Source organism: Buchnera aphidicola (Brevicoryne brassicae), assembly GCF_005082825.1.
GTDB classification, from domain to species: domain Bacteria; phylum Pseudomonadota; class Gammaproteobacteria; order Enterobacterales; family Enterobacteriaceae; genus Buchnera; species Buchnera aphidicola_AK.
Map to the genome: position 1 here is coordinate 56,073 of NZ_CP034882.1, position 15,794 is coordinate 71,866.

15 protein-coding genes are annotated in these 15,794 nt (G+C 25.4%); 6 read left to right on the plus strand and 9 right to left on the minus strand.

Annotated features, from left to right (window positions below; genetic code table 11):
* Nucleotides 1-45: 45 nt before the first annotated feature.
* The 4 genes from argH (at nt 46) to cysE (ending at nt 3,409) form a co-directional block, all read left to right on the plus strand.
* A complete protein-coding gene (argH, locus tag D9V66_RS00260; protein WP_158365463.1) occupies nt 46-1,425 on the plus strand; it encodes an argininosuccinate lyase in 1,380 nt (459 codons plus the stop codon).
* A 105-nt stretch (nt 1,426-1,530) separates the two neighbouring features.
* On the plus strand, nt 1,531-1,965 hold the full coding sequence (locus D9V66_RS00265; RefSeq protein ID WP_158365464.1) for a rhodanese-like domain-containing protein: 435 nt from the start codon (nt 1,531-1,533) through the stop codon (nt 1,963-1,965).
* A 92-nt stretch (nt 1,966-2,057) separates the two neighbouring features.
* Nucleotides 2,058-2,504 (plus strand): protein-export chaperone SecB, encoded by a 447-nt coding sequence (gene secB / locus D9V66_RS00270; protein WP_158365465.1) that lies wholly within the window; start codon nt 2,058-2,060, stop codon nt 2,502-2,504.
* Nucleotides 2,505-2,581: 77 nt separating this feature from the next.
* Nucleotides 2,582-3,409 (plus strand): serine O-acetyltransferase, encoded by an 828-nt coding sequence (gene cysE / locus D9V66_RS00275; RefSeq protein WP_158365466.1) that lies wholly within the window; start codon nt 2,582-2,584, stop codon nt 3,407-3,409.
* Between the two features lie 97 nt (nt 3,410-3,506).
* Here cysE and rpoD read toward each other — a convergent pair whose 3' ends face one another.
* From rpoD to rpsU, 3 genes are all read right to left on the minus strand, one after another.
* Nucleotides 3,507-5,345 (minus strand): RNA polymerase sigma factor RpoD, encoded by a 1,839-nt coding sequence (gene rpoD, locus D9V66_RS00280; protein ID WP_158365467.1) that lies wholly within the window; start codon nt 5,343-5,345, stop codon nt 3,507-3,509.
* 102 nt (nt 5,346-5,447) lie between these two features.
* Nucleotides 5,448-7,193 (minus strand): DNA primase, encoded by a 1,746-nt coding sequence (dnaG, locus tag D9V66_RS00285; protein ID WP_158365468.1) that lies wholly within the window; start codon nt 7,191-7,193, stop codon nt 5,448-5,450.
* An 84-nt stretch (nt 7,194-7,277) separates the two neighbouring features.
* Nucleotides 7,278-7,493, minus strand: a complete 216-nt coding sequence (gene rpsU / locus D9V66_RS00290; protein WP_158365469.1) for a 30S ribosomal protein S21 — start codon at nt 7,491-7,493, stop codon at nt 7,278-7,280.
* Between the two features lie 225 nt (nt 7,494-7,718).
* Between rpsU and tsaD the strand changes: the two genes are divergently transcribed.
* On the plus strand, nt 7,719-8,738 hold the full coding sequence (gene tsaD / locus D9V66_RS00295) for a tRNA (adenosine(37)-N6)-threonylcarbamoyltransferase complex transferase subunit TsaD (protein ID WP_158365470.1): 1,020 nt from the start codon (nt 7,719-7,721) through the stop codon (nt 8,736-8,738).
* 27 nt (nt 8,739-8,765) lie between these two features.
* Here tsaD and ribB read toward each other — a convergent pair whose 3' ends face one another.
* Both ribB and rfaE1 read right to left on the minus strand, forming a co-directional pair.
* Nucleotides 8,766-9,416 carry a 3,4-dihydroxy-2-butanone-4-phosphate synthase gene (ribB, locus tag D9V66_RS00300; RefSeq protein ID WP_158365471.1) on the minus strand — a complete coding sequence of 217 codons (651 nt, stop codon included), beginning with the start codon at nt 9,414-9,416 and terminating at the stop codon, nt 8,766-8,768.
* 312 nt (nt 9,417-9,728) lie between these two features.
* On the minus strand, nt 9,729-10,670 hold the full coding sequence (gene rfaE1, locus D9V66_RS00305) for a D-glycero-beta-D-manno-heptose-7-phosphate kinase (RefSeq protein WP_158365472.1): 942 nt from the start codon (nt 10,668-10,670) through the stop codon (nt 9,729-9,731).
* Between the two features lie 170 nt (nt 10,671-10,840).
* Between rfaE1 and D9V66_RS00310 the strand changes: the two genes are divergently transcribed.
* Nucleotides 10,841-12,067, plus strand: a complete 1,227-nt coding sequence (locus D9V66_RS00310) for a tRNA CCA-pyrophosphorylase (RefSeq protein ID WP_158365473.1) — start codon at nt 10,841-10,843, stop codon at nt 12,065-12,067.
* 51 nt (nt 12,068-12,118) lie between these two features.
* Here D9V66_RS00310 and D9V66_RS00315 read toward each other — a convergent pair whose 3' ends face one another.
* The 4 genes from D9V66_RS00315 to D9V66_RS00330 all read right to left on the minus strand — a co-directional run bounded on the left by D9V66_RS00315 (nt 12,119) and on the right by D9V66_RS00330 (nt 15,676).
* Nucleotides 12,119-12,916: an undecaprenyl-diphosphate phosphatase gene (locus D9V66_RS00315; protein WP_158365474.1), complete on the minus strand. Its 798-nt coding sequence runs from the start codon at nt 12,914-12,916 to the stop codon at nt 12,119-12,121.
* Nucleotides 12,917-13,000: 84 nt separating this feature from the next.
* Nucleotides 13,001-13,504, minus strand: a complete 504-nt coding sequence (gene crr / locus D9V66_RS00320; RefSeq protein WP_158365475.1) for a PTS glucose transporter subunit IIA — start codon at nt 13,502-13,504, stop codon at nt 13,001-13,003.
* A gap of 55 nt (nt 13,505-13,559) precedes the next feature.
* Nucleotides 13,560-15,269, minus strand: a complete 1,710-nt coding sequence (ptsI, locus tag D9V66_RS00325) for a phosphoenolpyruvate-protein phosphotransferase PtsI (protein ID WP_158365476.1) — start codon at nt 15,267-15,269, stop codon at nt 13,560-13,562.
* Nucleotides 15,270-15,418: 149 nt separating this feature from the next.
* Nucleotides 15,419-15,676: an HPr family phosphocarrier protein gene (locus D9V66_RS00330; RefSeq protein WP_158365477.1), complete on the minus strand. Its 258-nt coding sequence runs from the start codon at nt 15,674-15,676 to the stop codon at nt 15,419-15,421.
* Nucleotides 15,677-15,794: the final 118 nt, after the last annotated feature.

Consider the following 15,794-nt stretch of genomic DNA (forward strand, 5'->3'; position numbering starts at 1 on the left):
AGTTATTAACTATAAATTATTCTTATTTTTTTATAGAGAAAATATATGACACTTTGGGGTGGAAGATTCGTTAATGAATCAGATGAATTGTTTAAAAAATTTAATAGATCTTTGTCTTTTGATTATATTTTAGTAAAAGAAGACATAACTGCTTCAATTGCTTGGTCTAAAGCTCTTATGAAGAGCAATATTATTAGTGGAGAAGAACAAAAAAAAATAGAATTAGCACTGCTTGTTTTATTAAAAGAAATAAAAAATAACACTCAAAATATTCTTAAAAGTGATTATGAAGATATTCATAGTTGGGTAGAAGCTAATCTTATTAAAAAAATAGGAAAATTAGGAAAAAAACTACATACAGGTCGTAGTAGAAATGATCAAATTACAACTGATTTAAAATTATGGTGTAGAAAAAAAATCTATGTTTTATTAGATAATATTATTGAATTACAAAAAAATTTTATTTTAAATGCTGAATCTAATCATAATGTTATTATGCCAGGTTATACTCATTTACAACGTGCTCAACCTATTACTTTTTCTTATTGGTGTTTAGCTTATGTTGAAATGTTGAAACGAGATTTTAGTCGTTTAAAAGATGTTTTAAAACGATTAAATCAAAGTCCTTTAGGTTCTGGCGCTTTATCTGGAACGGGATGGAAAATAAATCGTCAAGAACTTGCTTTATCTATGGGATTTGATTCAGCAACTAATAATGCGCTTGATAGTGTTTCTGATCGAGATTATGTTGTGGAGCTTTTGTCATCGGCTTCAATTAGTATGATGCATCTATCACGATTTTCTGAAGATCTAATATTTTTTAATTCGGGTGAAGCTGATTTTATTGAATTATCTGATTCGATTACATCAGGTTCATCTTTAATGCCTCAAAAGAAGAATCCAGATGCATTGGAATTGATTCGTTCTAAGTGTGGTCGTGTTTACGGTTCTTTAACTGCCATCTTAACAGTGTTAAAATCGCTTCCATTATCTTACAATAAAGATATGCAAGAAGATAAAGAATATTTATTTGATTCTATAGAAACATGGAACGATTGCTTATGTATAGCAATTTTAATTTTAAAAAACGTAAAAATAAAATACAAGTCATGTCGTAAAGCGGCAGAAGAGGGATATTCTAATGCAACAGAAATTGCAGATTATTTAGTTAAAAAAGGTGTTACTTTTCGTGAAGCACATAATATATCTGGTCAATTAGTACTTCAAGCAATTAGAGAAAAAAAATCTTTAAATAACTTAAAATTATCTACATTTAAAATGTATAGTAGTCTTATTGAAGATGATATATATAAAAATATTACTTTAGAAGCGTGTCTTAAAAAAAGATTGTCTCAAGGTGGTGTATCACCATGTCAAGTTTATCGAGAAATTGAAAAAGCAAAAAAAAGATTACATATGTCTTAAAAATTTTTTCAACTATTAACTTGCATTTAAAACTATTTAAATGTCAAGTTAATAATTGTATTTAAATGAAAGTTTTTAACTTAAAAAATATAGGATGTATAATTCATGCAAGATGTAGTATTTTTTTTTAGTGAACACCTTATACTGAGTGCTTTTTGGTTTTTTTTTCTTATTTCATCATTATTTTTAATAATTAAAAGTATCTCTTTGAAAGATAAATTTATTGGTAATATTCAAGCAATAAAATTAATAAACCAGAAAAATGCAGTTGTAATTGACACTCGTTCCGAAGAAATATTTAAAAGAGGTTACATTGTTAATTCTATTCACTTTCCATTAAAAAATATTCTTTTAGGAAATTTAAAAGAGATAGAAGCTTATAAAGCTTTTCCTATTATTTTAATATTGAGCGACATGAATGAATGCACAAATTGTATGAAAGAGTTTTTAAAATATGGTTTTAATAATGTTTATTTTTTAAATAATGGTATATATTATTGGACTTTAGATAATTTACCTCTTATTACTAAAGATAAATAATTAATAAATTAATAAATATTTAAATTCCTTATAAATAAAATTCAATTTTTTTAGCGCATACGTTATAATTAATAATTTTTTGGATATATGTTATGTCAGAAGAAAAAATAAAAAAAAATATTTTTGAAATTCAACGTATTTATATAAAAGATGTTTCTTTTGAAGCTCCTAATACGCCAAGTATTTTTGATGCCAAATGGAAACCTACTGTTAAAATTGATTTAAACACCCTTTCTAAAAAAATAAAAAAAAATATTTTTGAAATTATCTTACAGATAAAAGTTTTGGTAAAAATAAAAGAAGATATCGTATTTTTATGTGATGTAGATCAAGCTGGTATTTTTTCTATTCCAAATTTAAAAGAAAAAGATCTAAAACATTGTTTATGTTCTTATTGTCCAAACATTTTGTTTCCTTATGCTCGTCAATGTATATCCACTTTGGTTTCTTATGCGAGTTTTCCACAGATGAATCTTGCTCCTATTAATTTTGATTCTATTTATTTTAATCATATAAATTTTGAAAAGCAGTGTAAGTGAAATGAATTAATTTTTATATAAAAAATAAAAAATTTTAAATTATCAAAATAATATGCTTTTTTTAGGAGAAAAAAATTATGTGTGTTTTAGAAATATCAAAAGTGTGGAATCAAATAATATACGAAGTTTCTTTTTTATTAAAAAAAGAACCAATTTTATCTGAATTTTATCAAAATAGTGTTTTGAAACATCAAAGTTTAAGTGCTGCTTTAAGCCATATATTATCAAATAAACTATCTACTTCTAGTGTTTCTGACAAAAAAATCCAGAGAATATTTAATGATATATATTTAAATGATATTTCTATTTTAAATGCTGTAGTACAAGATTTAAAAGCTGTATTAATAAGAGATCCAGTCGTAAAAAATTATTTAACTCCGTTATTATACTTAAAAGGATTTCATGCATTACAGTCTTATAGACTCAGTCATTATCTTTGGAATCTTAAAAAAACTTCATTATCTACATACTTACAAAGCAGAATGTCTACTGTTTTTTCAGTTGATATTCATCCCGCAGCATCTATTGGATCTGGTATAATGCTCGACCATGCAACTGGTATTGTTATTGGAGAAGGTGTGATTATAGAAGATGATGTCTCAATTTTTCATTCAGTCACTTTAGGTGGTACAGGTAAAAGTTATAGTAAAAATAGACATCCCACTATTCGAAAAGGAGTAATTATAGGTGCTGGAGCAAAAATTTTAGGAAACGTTGAAGTTGGTTTAGGTGCAAAAATAGGAGCTGGTTCTATAGTGTTAAAAAACATTCCTTCATATGTAACCGTTGTTGGTATACCGGCTAAAATTATTAGTCAATTAAATAGTAAAAAGTGTTTTTCTGAACAAAATGAAGATAGTTTATCTTCTACAGAAAATAGTTTTCAGTATGGAGATGGTATTTAATTTATTTTTTATGAAAAAAAAATAAAAACTTCTGTTTTTTAAAATAATAAAATAATTTATTATTCAGAAGTTTTATTTTACAGTATATATTATCTTTTTAATCATCTAAAAAACTACGCAAAACCTCTGATCTACTTGGATGACGTAGTTTTCTGAGTGCTTTAGCTTCTATTTGACGTATTCTTTCTCGAGTTACATCAAATTGTTTTCCAACTTCTTCTAAAGTATGGTCAGTATTCATATCAATTCCAAATCGCATACGAAGTACCTTTGCTTCACGAGCTGTCAGACCTGATAAAACGTCATGTGTTGCAGATCTTAAGCTTTCAGATGTTGCAGAGTCTAATGGTAATTCTAGAGATGTATCTTCAATAAAATCACCTAAATGTGAGTCATCGTCATCTCCAATAGGAGTTTCCATTGATATTGGTTCTTTTGCTATTTTTAATACTTTTCTAATTTTATCTTCAGGAATAAGCATTTTTTCAGATAGTTCTTCCGGCGTAGGCTCTCGACCTATTTCTTGCAACATTTGTCTAGAAATACGATTGAGTTTATTAATAGTTTCTATCATATGGACTGGAATACGGATAGTACGAGCTTGATCAGCAATAGATCGAGTAATAGCTTGTCGAATCCACCAAGTTGCATAAGTGGAAAATTTGTAACCACGACGATATTCAAATTTATCTACAGCTTTCATTAAACCAATGTTTCCTTCTTGAATTAAATCTAAAAATTGCAATCCTCTATTTGTATATTTTTTTGCAATAGAAATAACTAATCTTAAATTAGCTTCCACCATTTCTTTTTTTGCTCGTCTAGCTTTTGCTTCGCCAATTGACATTCTTTTGTTAATATCTTTTACTTGTTTAATTGTTAAACCAGTTTCTTCTTCTATTTTCATTAATTTTTTTATGCTTATAAAAACGTCTTCCTTGATTTTTTTTAAATTTTCAGACCATGGTTGGTTTGTATTTTGTTCTTTTACAAACCAATGGTGATTAATTTTCTTTTCTGGAAAAATATTAATAAAAATTTTTTTTGGCATTTTACATTTTTCAACACATAATTTCATAATAATTCTTTCTTGTGTTCTAACTCTTTCCATCATATAACGCATATTATTAACTAAATGATCAAATTGCTTTGGAACTAAACGAAATTGTTTAAAAACTTCTGAAAGATTGTAAATTTCTAACAACGAGTCTTTATGTGTTCTGTTTTTCTTTTTAATTGTATTGTTTGTATTATTATATTGAGCTCGTAATTCAGAAAATTTTTCATTTGCTAATTCTGGATCGATAGTATGATCATCTTCATTTTCTGTTTGATTGTTTTCTTCATCTTCATCATTATTTGGTTCTTCATCTAAAAGTTCTGAACCTATATGAATAACTGTAGGAGAAAAAATTTCTTCTGCATTTGGATCTACAAAACCTGTTATTATATCTGATAATTTTATTTCACCAGTTTTAATTCGATCATATTGTTCAAGAAGATATGTAATTGCTTCTGGATATTCTGATACTGAACATTGAACTTGATTTATACCTTCTTCAATACGTTTAGCTATGTCTATTTCGCCTTCTCGCGTTAATAGTTCTACGGTACCCATTTCTCGCATATACATTCGAACGGGATCAGTAGTTCGTCCTAATTCTGATTCTACGCTAGATAAAACTTGTGTTGCAGCTTCTACCGCATCTTCATCTGTATCTGTGTGTATTTCATTCAAGATTAGATCATCAGCATCAGGTGCTTCTTCAACTACTGGAATACCCATATCATTAATCATCTGGATAATGTCATCAATTTGTTCAGAATCAATAATGTCTTCTGGTAGATGGTCATTAACTTCAGCATAGGTTAAATAACCTTGTTCCTTACCATGTGTGACAAGTAGCTTAAGTTGTGATTGTGGATTTTGATCCATAAAATAATATCCAAATTCTGTTAGTTTTATAAAAATTAATAAATTTTTTATCAAAGACACAAATTTTTAATAGTAGAATCTATTAATAGATGTAATAATTATTTATATTTTTTTATTATTTTTTGATAGTTTTTTATTAATAGACCAAATTTCCTTTTTTTCATTTATTGTTAGTCCTTTTATTCTTTCTTGTGCAATGAGATATTCTTGTCTTTCTTCAAGAATTTTATCATATATATTCATTAATAAATCTAAAAACATATTTTGAATTTCTTCTTGAACAATCATGTGATCCCATCTAGATAAAATTTTTAAAATATTGCTTATTTTAGTATTTCTATAAAATTCTAATAATTGACCTGTATTAATATCAGGATTATCAAGACATATTTGTAATATTTCTAAAAAAATATTCAAACCCTTTATTTTTATTTGATTTAATTTTTTTACTGGAGGTGCTATTACGGCTAAATTAGGATTTTGCATAAGTAAAGCTATAAGAATTCTCATTGGAGTTCTTTTAATATGAAATTGTGGTTTTTGTTTTCTTTTGTTTTCTTGTTCGTATAAAAATTTTTCAAATTGATTATCATCTAAAATTCCTATCATTCTAGCTAATACTTGACGTAAGTAGATTCGTATAGTATCGCTAGAAATAGTATTGATTAAAGGTAAAGCACGTACACTTAAGTAGAATTTATCATCTATTGATGATAAATTAATATTTCTTAATATATATTTAAAAAAAAATTTTGACATAGCGATTGCATTATCGATACGTGTTTGAAATTTTTCTTTACCTTCTTTTCTAATAGTTATATCAGGATCTTCATTTTTAGGTAATAAAATGAATTTTAAAGTTTTTTCATCTGATATATATGGTAATGCTTTTTTTAAAGTTCTCCAAGCTGCATCTTTTCCTGCGTTATCACCATCATAGCAGTATATAACTGTATCTGTATTTTGAAAAAGAATTTGAATATGTTCGACCGTTGTTGAAGTTCCTAAAGAAGAAACTACATAATTAATATTATATTGTGTTAATGTTATAACATCAATATAACCTTCTACAACTAATAAATATTTAGGTTTAGAAAATTTTTTTTTAACTTGATATAATCCATATATTAGTTTTCTTTTACAAAAAATATCTGTTTCTTGAGAATTAAGATATTTTGGTAAAATATGGTTTATTGAACGTCCTCCAAAAGCTATAATTCTACCATGTTGATCTTGTATTGGAAATATTATACGTCCTTGAAAAGGATCGTATTTACATCCCTTTTTACTAATTGAAATAATATTATAAATTAATAATTCTTTTTCTAATTCTTTACTCACATTCAGTTTTTTATAAAAATCATTCCAATTTAAACTGGAAAAACCGATTAAAAAAACATCAACCATTTTTTTATTAATGCCTCTGTGAGATAGATATTTATTGGCTATATCAGTAAATTTTATATTTTCTTGATATAAATTACATAATTGTTTCATTAATAAATATAATTTTTGTTTTTTAATATAAAGATAGTTGTATTTTGTATTTTCAAATGGTATTTTCATACCATGAATAATAGATAGTTCTTCAATGCTTTCTACAAAGCTTAAATTTTCATAATTTATTAAAAAATCAATAGCATTTCCATGTGCATTACATCCAAAACAATAAAAAAATTGTTTTTCATGACTTACAGTAAATGATGGAGTTTTTTCATGGTGAAAAGGACATTTAGTTTGATAATTTTTACCACATTTTTTTAGTATTAATCGTTTGTTAATAAGTTCTACGATATTAGTTCGAGATAATAGTTCATTAATGAAGTATTTCGGTATTTTCCCAGACATATGTTTTCGTATTTTAAAATTAATTTCCGTTCTCATTAATAGAAGAACGGCTTTTAAATCATTGTTTATTTTAAATAAATATATTTAATACATACGGATGTGTCTTGCATTTTCCCGTGTAAGTTTTTTTGAAAGACGTTTAACAGCAGAAGCTTTTGCTCGTTTACGTTCAGTAGTTGGTTTTTCATAAAATTCTCTTCGACGAATTTCAGCTAAAATTCCGGCTTTTTCACAAGAGCGTTTAAATCGACGGAGTGCTACATCAAAGGGTTCATTTTCACGTACTTTTATTACTGGCATTTAATATTAACCTCAGAAGTTTTTAAAAAAATACAAAAAATTTTTTATAATTATAAATCCTATATCAATCTATATTGTATTGTAAAGTATCATTTTTTTATTTATTATTATTTAGATTGATTTTACGTGAATTTTTTATAAATATTCGATGTCTTTATAACAATATAAATTTAAATATAATTAATATACATTCTTTATAAATATTTTTTTAAGGTGTAAAAAATCATGAAAGTACTGGGTATTGAAACTTCTTGTGATGATACAGGCATAGCTATTTATGATAGTAAAAAAGGATTGTTAATAAATGAAGTATATAATCAGAATATATTAAATAATAAAAACGGTGGTGTAATTCCCGAATTAGCGTCTCGTCAACATATGGAATCAATAACTTTGTTGTTAAAAAAAATATTTATAACAGAAAAAGAAATGAAAGATATAAATCTTATTGCATATACTGCTGGACCTGGTTTAGTCAGTTCTTTATTAGTAGGTGCTACATTTGCATGTTCTTTAGGGTTTTCTCGAAACATTCCAGTTATTCCCGTGAATCATATGGAAGCACATTTATTATCACCAATGTTACATTCTGAATTAATTAAATTTCCTTTTATTGCATTATTAGTGTCAGGAAAACATACTCAAATTATTGCTGTTCATCAACTAGGACAATATGAATTACTTGGAAATTGTTTAGATGATGCAGCAGGTGAAGCTTTTGATAAAATAGCAAAACTTTTAGGATTAAAATATCCTGGTGGTCCTGAGTTATCTAAACTAGCATGTAGTGGTATTAAGAACGTTTTTCATTTTCCTCGTCCTATGATACATCATTCAAATTTAAATTTTAGTTTTTCAGGTTTAAAAACATATGTATCAAAAGTAATTGAAAAATCTGATAAAACTCTACAAACAAAAGCAAATATCGCTAGAGCTTTTGAAGATGCTGTAATTGATACACTATTAATAAAAACCAATAAGGCATTAAAAGAAAAAAAATGGAAGCGTTTAGTTATAGCAGGTGGTGTTAGTGCTAATTATCTCTTACGACAAAAAGCAGAAAAAATGATTCAAGAAGATTTTAATGGTAAAGTATTTTATACAAAATTAGATCTTTCTACAGATAATGGTGGAATGATTGCATATCTTGGTTTTTTACGTCAAAAGCAAGCAAAAAAACCTCAATTAAATATTTTAGTAAAACCAAAATGGTCTATAAGTGATTTGTGTCTTTTTAGTTTATAAAATTTTTTTGGTATAAATCAAGATTGGTCAAAAACATTTTTTTTTATTTTTGATATAACAAATTAAATCTTGTATAGTTAATATTTGCATTTTTTTATTTTGAGAAAATTTGACAATTTCAGGAAAACGAGCCATAGTTCCATCTTTATTCATTAGTTCACATATAACTCCTGATGGCTTAAAACCTGCTAAAGAAACAAGTTCAACAGCAGCTTCTGTATGTCCTGGTCGAGCTAAAACTCCATCTTTATGAGCTCTTAATGGAAATACATGTCCTGGTCTATTTAGATCTTCAGGTTTAGAATGATCAGAAATTGCTGTTTTTATAGTAGTTAATCTATCTTGAGCGGATACACCAGTAGAAATTCCTTTTGCAGCTTCTATTGTAATTGTAAATCCTGTACCATACCTACTGGTATTTTTTTTAACCATCATAGGTAAATTTAATTTTTTTCGTTTAGATTCAGTTATACAGAGACATACAATACCACTCCCATATCGAATAGTTAAAGCCATTTGTTCTACTGTCATATTTTCAGATGCAAATACAAGATCTCCTTCATTTTCGCGTCTTTCATTATCTAATACGATAATTCCTTGACCAGATTGTAAAGCAAATATTGCTTTTTGAACTCGTTCTTTAGGTGTTCCAAATTTAGACAATAGTGTTTGGTTCATTTTAAAAACCTTAATAAGGTTAAATAGATAAAAATAGAAATTTTATTAGATAAAAAATACTTTTTTTTATATTGTATTTCAATATATAGTTATAAATTTTTTTAAGTAAGAATGATGAATATATGGAATATATTATATATTGAATTAAATTTAAGAGCAATCTAGATTCTTAGAATCTCAATAAGATTTTAAACATATTTTAAATATTTTACTTATTTTTTAGATAAAAAACATTATTTTTTAAATACAAAACAAATGACGATTTTTATAAAAAACACATTTTTAAAAAATTATTCATTTTAATATTTTATATTAAAAATTTAATGCTGTATTTAATTCATTAATGGTTATTGTTTCAGTTCCTATTTTTTGTATGACTAAGCCTGCTCCAACACTAGCATAAAAACATGATTCTTCCAAAGAATATCCTTTCGCTAAAGAAGCGGCAATGATAGAAATTACTGTATCTCCTGCACCAGTGACATCAGATATGATTTTTGATGTGGCAGGAAAGTGTATTGGATTTTTTTGAGATTGGAATAAAGTCATACCGTTTTTAGAACGAGTAACTAATAAAGCTGATAATTTTAGATCATATAATAATTGCATGCCTTTTTTAAAAATTTCTTTTTCTTTATTACATTTTCCTACTATTTTTTCAAATTCAGAAAGATTGGGTGTTAGCAAACTAGCACCAGAATATTTTTCAAAATCTATTCCTTTAGGATCTATAAGTATAGGTATTGACATTTTTTTTGCTAAATTTATTATTTTTTTTATGTTAAGCAAAGTACCTTTTGAATAATCTGATAATACTAAAATGTTAAAATATGATAATGAATGAACGATTTTTTGGTATAAAAAATCAATTTTTTCAGAAATATATTTTTCTTCAAAATCTAATCGAATTAATTTTTTTTTATCTGATAAAATACGAATTTTAGTAATTGTTTTATTTTTTATAGAAATTAAATCTGGATCAATTCTAATGTGATTTAAAAGTTTTTTTAATATTAATCCTTCATAATCCATACCAATAAAACCAATAATTTTAGATTTACAACCGATATCTGCAATATTTTTAGCTACATTTGCAGCACCTCCAGGTTGTTTTTTAATTTTGTTAATTGGTAGAATTGGTGTAATTTTTTCTGATAAAACTTGATGATTTTTACTATACCAATAACAATCTAATATTAAATCACCTACAACAAGAACAGAGGCATTTTTAAAATCAACTAATTTTTTTTGCATAACTTTATCTCTTTAATTAAAAAATTAATTTATACTTAAATGAGTAATATATTTTTTATATATTATCTATAAGATTATTACAAGATTTAATTATTTAAATTGATAAATTTTTGTAAAAAACATTATTTTTTATTATCAATTAGATTCTTTTTAGAATGAGAATATTATATATGAAAATATATTTAGTAGGAGGAGCAGTTCGCGATTCTTTATTAAACTTACCTGTAAAAGATAGAGATTGGGTAGTAGTAGGTGGTTCTAAAAACATTTTATTAGAGAAAAACTTTCAACAAGTTGGAAAAGAATTTCCAGTTTTTTTACATCCAAAAACACATGAAGAATATGCTTTAGCAAGAAAAGAAAGAAAATCTGGAACAGGATATACTGGTTTTAGTACGGATTGTAATTCTAATGTTACCTTAGAAGAGGATTTAATTAGACGAGATTTAACTATTAATGCTATAGCTCAAGATCAAAATGGTAATTATATTGATCCTTTTGGAGGACAAGAAGATATAAAAAATCGTTTATTGCGACATATTTCAGAATCTTTTTCAGAAGATCCATTACGTATTTTACGAACTGCAAGACTAGCTGCTAATTTAATCCATTTAGGATTTCAAATTGCAAAAGAAACTATGTTACTAATGTCTATTATGGTCAAAAAAAGAGAATTGTCATACTTGACTTCAAATAGAATATGGAACGAAACAGAAAAAGCTCTTAAAACTTCTAATCCTCATGTGTATTTTCAAGTATTATATAAATGTAAAGCATTACATTTTTTTTTCCCAGAAATTTATTTTTTATATGAAAAAAAAAATTTTTTTGATTATTATATTTTTAATCGATTATATGATGAAAAGATTATATTAAAAGGATTATCTAAAATATCTTTTTTTTGTAAGGATGTCGATATACGTTTTTCTTATTTATGTCATTTTTTATCAATTAATTTCGCATCTATTACTTCTTTTCAACAGTTGTATGATAAAAAATCAGCCAATGTTGTTACTAATTTGTGCAAGCGCTTTCAGATTCCATCTTACATTAGAGATATAGCAGTTTTAAATACCGGTTTCTGTTTTTTTTTAGATACCATTAATAATCAATCATCTAAAAATATTGTAATGTTATTTTATAAAATTGATGCTTGGAGAAAACCAGAACGTGTTCAAAAATTAGCTTTTTTAAATAAATTTAATTCTTTAAATTTGTTTAGGTCTAATTCTACTTATACTGATTCTAGTATTTTTTTAAAAGACTGTTTTTCTGTTGTAAATAATGTTTCTATCAGATCAGTAGTAAATCGCGGATTCAAAGGAGATAAAATTAAAAAAGAATTAATACGTTTGCGAATTAAAAAACTTGAATTATGGCGTTTTAAAAAAGATTGAATTTTTAAACGATATAATTAAAGCGTATTATATTAAGTATGATTTAAATTTTTAATTAATAAAATAAATTAAAGAAGCTAAAATAAATCGGTATATTCCAAAAAATATCATGGAAGTTTTATTAATTATTCTTAATAATTTTTTTATACTTAAAATAGAAACAAGAAAAGAAATTATAAAACCCAAGAAAAATATTGGAAGATCTATTATCTTAATAGTGTTAATATTTTTAATGACATCAAAAAAAGATGCACCCATTAATAATGGAATAGATATAATAAAAGAGAATTCTATTGCGACTGATCTCTTAATACCTAATAATATTCCTATTGCTATCGTTATTCCTGACCTTGAAACTCCAGGATATAAAGAAAAAATTTGAAATAATCCAATTATAATAGATTGAAATAAATTAATATTGCTAATATGTGATATGGTGTATTTTTTTGGTTTGAATATCTCAGAAATTATTAACAAAATACCACCTAATATTAATGCATACATAACATTATCTATATTAAATAATAGTTTTATTTTTTTATAAAACATTAAACCTAAAAATGTTGTTGGTAAAATAGAAATTAAAATATGTAGAATTTTTGTATTTCGCTTTTCAAACTGATTTTTAAAAATTAATATTTTTAATATTTTTTTATAAAAAAAATAAAATATTGCTAATGCAGAACCGAATTGCATAAACATTGATAATATTTTTGTACTGTTACTTTCTATTTTTAACCAATGAGAAGCAATAATAATATGTCCTGTAGAAGAAATTGGAAGAAATTCTGTTATTCCTTCTATGATTCCAATGACAATAGAAAAAATAATATTTTGTAAAACAATCATTTATTTTCCTTTTGAACATTTTTATATCTATGGAAAAATACATTAAAACGGTACTAAACAATAGCACCGTTTTTATATTAAAAATCAATTATACAAGGACATAATAATTGTTTTTCCAGCAATAACATTACCTGAGAATTTTTTTATTTTTTGAAATTTTTCTACATTAGAGACTACAACAGGAGTTAAAATAGATTTAGATTTTTCTATTAGAAAATCTAAATCAAGTTCGATAATTTCATCTCCTATTTTTACTTTTTGATTATTTTCTACCATTTTTTTAAAGCCTTGTCCTTTTAATTTAACAGTATCAATCCCAAAGTGTACAAATAATTCAACTTGATCTTCTGATATAATTGAAAAAGCATGCATCGTTTCAACTATATTGCCAATCGTTCCATTAACAGGAGCAAGAATTTTATTTCCTGATGGTTTAATTGCTATTCCGTCGCCTACAATTTTTTTAGAAAAAACTAAATCTGGTACATCTTCAATCTTTACTATATCACCAGATAAAGGTGCTATAATTGTTATTTTTTTAGAAAAATTAGTTTTTTTATTTCTGAAAAGATTAGAAAAGAAATTCATTTTTTCTCCTAAGTGTTTTTTATTACTTTTTGGTTATATGATCACCTCTTAATACTTAAAAAAACGTTTTTAATAAATCAAGTATTTCTTTATTAGTACCTAACTTTAACACCTTTTCTGCTAATTTCTGAGCATTAGAAAAAGATGTATTGCGGATTATTTCTTTTATTTTAGGAATACTTGTTGAACTCATACTAAATTCATCTAATCCCATACCTAATAATAAAACAGTAGCACGCTCATCTCCTGCAAGTTCTCCACACATACCAGTCCATTTTCCATGTAAATGGGAAATATCAATAACATTTTTAATTAATTTTAAAACTGATGGATTCATAGGATTATAAAGATGTGAAATTAAATCATTTCCTCTATCAACAGCTAAAGTATATTGTGTTAGATCGTTAGTCCCAATGCTAAAAAAATCTACTTCTTTTATTAAATGATCAGCTATTACAGCTGATGAAGGAGTTTCTATCATAATTCCAATTTGAATGTTTTGATCAAATAATATTTGATTCTGTTGTAATTTTTTTTTAAGTTTTTTAATTTCCAATTTTAATATTCTAATTTCTTCTACTGAAATAATCATAGGAAAAAGGATGTGTATTTTGCCAAAAGCAGAAGCTCTAAGAATTGCATTTAATTGCGAATGTAGTATTTCTTTTCGATCTATTGAAATACGTATAGCGCGCCATCCAAGAAAAGGATTTTCTTCTTTTGGTAAATTCATATAAGGAAGATTTTTATCACCACCAATATCCATAGTTCTTATTATGACAGATTTATTTTTCATTAATTCTACAACTTTTTTGTATGCTTGAAACTGTTCTTCTTCACTAGGTAAAGAAGTCCTACCCATAAACAAAAATTCTGTTCGATAAAGACCAATACATTCAGCACCATTTTTCTTTGCAGAATCAATATCTTGAAGATTTCCAATGTTAGAACCAATTTTTACATTATATCCATCAGTAGTTGTGGCAGATAGATTTTTTAAATTTATTAGTTTATTTTTTCTTAAAATGTATTTTTTTTCTATTTGTTTTTTTTGATCAATTAATTCTTTAGATGGATTTATAAAAATTTGATTATTAATAGAATCTAAAATAATGAAATCATTGTTTTTTACTGCTTTTGTAATTTTATTAGTTCCCACAATAGCAGGAATTTCTAATGATCTTGCCATAATAGAAGTATGTGATGTTTTACCACCTAAGTCAGTGATAAAACCTAAAATATATTTTAGATCAATTTGTGCTGTTTCGGAAGGTGTTAAGTCTTTTGCAATTAAAATCACTTCTTTTTTTATATTATTTAAATCAATTATACTTAAATTAAGTATATTTTTTAGTAAACGATTACCAATGTCTCTTACATCGATCGCTCTATTTTTTAAATATTCATCTTTTAGTGCTTCTAAAACTTTTGCTTGTCCTTCAATAACGTATTCTGCAGCTGCCGCAGCAGATATTTTTTGTTCTTCTATTAAAGAAATAATTTCTTTTTCTAATTCTTCATCTTTAAGAAGCATAATATGACCTTCAAAGATGCTTTCCTTTTTTTCTCCTAACTTTTCTCTTGTTTTAATTTTTATTTCTGTTAATTGTTGTATTGATTTTTCTCTTCCATTTAAAAATTTTTTTACTTCTTTTTTTATATTTTTAATATCAATTGTTTCCCGGTTAATGACAATTTCTTCTTTTTTTAATAAAAGAGCGGAGCCAAAAGCTATACCCGGTGATGCTAAAATGCCTGAAATCATAACACTACCTTTAATAATAAAGTTTATCTATTTAGAGGGGGAAAGATGGAATGTCAGGCGAATATATTTTTACATAAATAATCCGGAAGTTATTTGTTATATAACCTCCGATATTTTAGAAAAATTACAAATCATTTTTAATGATAATTTTATTCGAGTTCTGTCATTATTTCAGATAAATGTTTAATTGCTTGTTTTTCATCTTCTCCTTCAGCGGATAATGTGATCAGACTACCCCGAACTAAACCTAGTGTTTGAATTTTAAATAAACTTTTTGCGTTAACTGTTTTACCATTATAAATGATACAAATATCAGAAATAAATTTTTTTGCTTCTTTTACAAATTGAGCAGCTGGACGAGTGTGTAATCCATGTGGAGCAGTTATTGTAATTTCATTTTGAAACATTTTTTTTCCTTAATAATTATTTATTAGTATAATATTTTATTAGATTTTAAAAAAATTAATCAAAAAACTCCATGTGTATTTTATTTTTTGTGATTAAAATACAATTTCTGCAATAAAA

Excerpts from the sequence above, each read along its gene's own strand:
- argH (WP_158365463.1), top strand. The coding sequence starts at position 46 with ATGACACTTTGGGGTGGAAGATTCGTTAATGAATCAGATGAATTGTTT.
- D9V66_RS00265 (WP_158365464.1), top strand. The coding sequence starts at position 1,531 with ATGCAAGATGTAGTATTTTTTTTTAGTGAACACCTTATACTGAGTGCT.
- secB (WP_158365465.1), top strand. The coding sequence starts at position 2,058 with ATGTCAGAAGAAAAAATAAAAAAAAATATTTTTGAAATTCAACGTATT.
- cysE (WP_158365466.1), top strand. The coding sequence starts at position 2,582 with ATGTGTGTTTTAGAAATATCAAAAGTGTGGAATCAAATAATATACGAA.
- rpoD (WP_158365467.1), bottom strand. The coding sequence starts at position 5,345 with ATGGATCAAAATCCACAATCACAACTTAAGCTACTTGTCACACATGGT.
- dnaG (WP_158365468.1), bottom strand. The coding sequence starts at position 7,193 with ATGTCTGGGAAAATACCGAAATACTTCATTAATGAACTATTATCTCGA.
- rpsU (WP_158365469.1), bottom strand. The coding sequence starts at position 7,493 with ATGCCAGTAATAAAAGTACGTGAAAATGAACCCTTTGATGTAGCACTC.
- tsaD (WP_158365470.1), top strand. The coding sequence starts at position 7,719 with ATGAAAGTACTGGGTATTGAAACTTCTTGTGATGATACAGGCATAGCT.
- ribB (WP_158365471.1), bottom strand. The coding sequence starts at position 9,416 with ATGAACCAAACACTATTGTCTAAATTTGGAACACCTAAAGAACGAGTT.
- rfaE1 (WP_158365472.1), bottom strand. The coding sequence starts at position 10,670 with ATGCAAAAAAAATTAGTTGATTTTAAAAATGCCTCTGTTCTTGTTGTA.
- D9V66_RS00310 (WP_158365473.1), top strand. The coding sequence starts at position 10,841 with ATGAAAATATATTTAGTAGGAGGAGCAGTTCGCGATTCTTTATTAAAC.
- D9V66_RS00315 (WP_158365474.1), bottom strand. The coding sequence starts at position 12,916 with ATGATTGTTTTACAAAATATTATTTTTTCTATTGTCATTGGAATCATA.
- crr (WP_158365475.1), bottom strand. The coding sequence starts at position 13,504 with ATGAATTTCTTTTCTAATCTTTTCAGAAATAAAAAAACTAATTTTTCT.
- ptsI (WP_158365476.1), bottom strand. The coding sequence starts at position 15,269 with ATGATTTCAGGCATTTTAGCATCACCGGGTATAGCTTTTGGCTCCGCT.
- D9V66_RS00330 (WP_158365477.1), bottom strand. The coding sequence starts at position 15,676 with ATGTTTCAAAATGAAATTACAATAACTGCTCCACATGGATTACACACT.